The sequence below is a fragment of the Jannaschia seosinensis genome (genome assembly GCF_001408515.1).
GTDB classification, from domain to species: domain Bacteria; phylum Pseudomonadota; class Alphaproteobacteria; order Rhodobacterales; family Rhodobacteraceae; genus Jannaschia; species Jannaschia seosinensis.
Genome location: NZ_CYPR01000151.1, coordinates 1 through 3,588, shown reverse-complemented (window position 1 = coordinate 3,588; position 3,588 = coordinate 1). Strand labels below are relative to the sequence as shown.

The 3,588-nt window shown below is 62.2% G+C and carries 4 pseudogenes; all 4 read left to right on the top strand.

The window, feature by feature from the left end:
* Positions 1-166 (top strand): annotated as a pseudogene (locus tag JSE7799_RS21750) (IS110 family transposase); the annotation flags it as partial.
* Positions 167-497: 331 nt separating this feature from the next.
* Positions 498-1,286, top strand: a pseudogene (locus JSE7799_RS11115) (IS110 family RNA-guided transposase); the annotation flags it as partial.
* A 318-nt stretch (positions 1,287-1,604) separates the two neighbouring features.
* A pseudogene (locus JSE7799_RS21745) lies at positions 1,605-1,934 on the top strand (transposase); the annotation flags it as partial.
* Positions 1,935-2,047: 113 nt separating this feature from the next.
* Positions 2,048-3,570 (top strand): annotated as a pseudogene (gene istA, locus JSE7799_RS11110) (IS21 family transposase).
* Positions 3,571-3,588: the final 18 nt, after the last annotated feature.

The window sequence follows — 3,588 nt, the reverse complement described above, 5'->3', positions numbered from 1 at the left end:
GGCCCGAAAGTCGATCCCAGAGGGATCATGGCTGGCACGCCTGCTGCACCGCAAGCCGCTCATGCTGGTCGCCATCGCGCTGGCCAACAAGATGGCAAAGGCCATCTGGGCAATGATGACAAAGAAGGAGGACTATCGAGATCCGGCGCGAGCTGTTTCTGCATGAGGGCTACAGACCCCATGTGAGCGGGCGTCGGTGAAGGAGGTGGAAGAAGTCGATGACCTGAATGGGCGCAATGATCGAAATGATCTGGATGGGGAAAACCAGACGTCGTTCTCGAGCCGAAAAGCTCTTGCAGAAGATATGGACCCGATCCGCAGATCACCATCCCGGCCAGCGGCTTCTTGAACGGCCGCAATCATAAAGGCCTAAGAGAAGAACGCACTCGATCACGAACCAAGACAGGTCAAAAGCGTCTTGCACCACGGGCGGCAACCAGAGAAGAATGATGGTGAGGGGGACCGTGGCGCCGGTGGCGCCGCGTAAGCCGACGAACGATGCCGAGGCGATCTGCGAGGCGGTATTGCGGCCGACGATGCGCTTCGTTCCGGTGAAGAGCGAAGAGACCCAGGGCGCGGCCATGGTGTTCCGCGTGCGCGAGCTTCTGATCCGGCAGCGGACGCAGGCCATAAATGCGCTGCGCGGTCATCTGGCCGAGTTCGGGGAGATCGTGCCGCAGGGGGCAGCGAACGCATCGAAGCTGATTGCACTCGTCGAAGATCCGGAATGCACTCTACCTGCCGATGCCATCCCCACCCTCAAGGTTCTGGTCGCGGCACTGACGCAGTTGGAGGAAGAGATCACCAAGCTTGATGCCGAGATCACCCGACGCGCCAAAGAGAACGAAGTGGCGCGGCGTCTGATGACGGTGCCGGGTATCGGTCCGCTGATTGCGACAGCCCTCGCAACTTTGGCCCCGCCGCCTGACACGTTCCGCCGAGCGCGCGATTTTGCAGCTTGGCTGGGCCTCGTGCCCCGGCAGCACTCGACCGGCGGCAAGCAGCGGCTCGGAGCCACGACGAAGATGGGCGAGCGGTCCCTGCGACGCCTGCTGATCATCGGCGCCAACAGCGTCATTATCAAACGGCATACCCACGCTTCGGCCAAGCCCGGCACGTGGCTGGGCGGCATGCTGTCGCGCAAGCCGCCGATGCTGGTGCGCGTGGCACTGGCAAACAACGAGCCTTTGTGCGCCATTGGTTCGAGCACAATGGCGAGTGCGCGCATCGTCTGGGCCCTGATGGCCAGGGGCGGTGTCTATCAGTCCCCGGTCGCGGCGGCATAAGCCGACCGTCGATCGCGAGGACGTCGGAGCGGAAGAGGGCAAGGAGCAGTTTGGCGCAACAGTCGTGAGACGGGATCGGGAGAACCAGTGTGCAACAGAGTGCCATCGAGCACGCGGCGTTGATCTGGACCCGACCTTCAAACACCATACGGGCCCGCGGCATGCATGAAGCCGCATCTTGAGGCCGGACACATGTCAGCACCCGGTGACGCGCTGAAGCCAGCTCTGAAATTACCTCTTGCGCATGGGGCGGTTACACATGTTGCACAAACCAATACTGGGATTTACATTGGTTGATCAACGGGATGGCAGGTCAGCATGACGAGACCTGCTTCGACCTGCTATCGCACCCTGCACTGGACCGCCTACAGCGCCGCACTGCCTGAGCGTGGCTCACTGACGCGTTAATCTGATCCGAAGATGACATAGGATGCGACGCCGACCGGCGGGCGGGGTGGCCAGCAGGCCTACAGCGACGCGGCGATCCCGGCGTGCCTCACGATCAAGATCTTGTTCGGCCTGCCGCTTCGTCAGACGGCGGGCTTCGTCGCGGACCTGTTGCGGCTGTCGGGGCTCGACCGGACTGTACCAGATTACACTACGCTGTGCCGGCGTCAGCGGTCCCTGGCGCTCAGATTGCCCTATCGGTGTTGGATATCACTGAGAACTGACCCAGCAGCAGTCTAAATTGTCACTGAGAACTGACCCATGTGGAATCTTGCCCCTGACGGGATTTGTCGGGGGTTTTCGGAGTGATCGACATGGGATTTTTGAGCGTCATTCGACGTTGGGCGTTACGGGACAAGATGCCCATCCGCGAGATCGCGCGGCGGACCGGGCTGTCTCGCAACACCATCAAGAAGTATCTGCGGGCGGGGATCGTTGAGCCCCGGTTCCAGACACCGGCGCGGCCGAGCAAGCTGGACCCATATGCCGAGAAGCTGACAGGCTGGCTGGTGACGGAGCAGCGCAAGTCGCGCAAGGACCGGCGCACCGCCAAGCAGATGCACGCTGATCTGGTTAAGCTTGGCTATGACGGCTCGTATGAGCGTGTCGCAGCCTTCGTGCGGACTTGGAAAGGAGACCGGCAACGCGCGCAGCAGACGACCGATCGCGGGACATTCGTGCCGTTGGTGTTCCAGCCGGGCGAGGCTTTCCAGTTCGACTGGAGCGAGGACTGGGCCTCTGTCGGCGGCGATCGCATGAAGTTGCAGGTGGCCTATATCAAGCTGTTGCACAGCCGGGCGTTTCTGGTCAGAGCCTATTTGTTGCAGACGCATGAGATGCTGTTCGACGCGCATTGGCATGCGTTCCGGGTCTTTGAGGGCGTGCCGGGCCGCGGGATCCACGACAACATGAAGACGGCGGTGGATCGCGTGGGCGTTGGCAAGAAGCGCGATGTGAATGCGCGGTTCATGGCCATGACCAGCCACTACGTGTTTGAGCCTGATTTCTGCAACCCGGCGGCCGGCTGGGAGAAAGGCCAGGTCGAGAAGAACGTCCGCGATGCGCGCCACCGGCTCTGGCAGGTGATGCCGGCCTTTCCGGATCTTGATGCGTTGAATGTGTGGCTGGAAGAGCGCTGCAAGGCGCTGTGGACCGAGACCGCTCATGGCAGCCTGCCTGGCAGCATTGCGACATCTGGGAGGTCGAGAAGCCTGCGCTGATGCCGTTGCCCACGGCCTTCGATGGCTTTGTCGAACACAGCAAGCGGGTGTCGCCCACCTGCCTGATCACCTTCGAGCGCAATCGCTACTCTGTCCCTGCCAGTTTTGCGAACCGCCCCGTCAGCCTGCATGTTTACCCCGAACGGCTGGTGATCGTGGTCGAGGGGCACGTGGTCTGCGAGCACCAGCGCATCATTGAACGGTCGCACCGGCAACCTGGCCGCGTCATCTATGACTGGCGCCTTTACCTCGCCGTGGTTCAGCGCAAGCCGGGCGCGCTTCGTAACGGCGCCCCGTTTGTCGAGATGCCAGAGGCATTCCGCCAGTTGCAGGATCAGATGCTGCGCAAGCCCGGCGGCGATCGCGAGATGGTCGAGATCCTGTCGCTGGTCCTGCATCACGATGAACAGGCGGTGCTGTGCGCCGTGGAAATGGCACTGGAGGCGGGCGTGCCGACCAAGACCCATGTGCTGAACCTGCTCCACAGGCTGGTGGATGGCACACCGACCGACCGGCTCGATGTGACGCCCCCTTCAAGTCTCGTTCTGACGAAGGAACCTGAGGCCAATGTCGCACGCTACGACGGACTGCGGGGAGGAACACGTCATGCGTCATGATCCCGCCGGAGCCGCCAT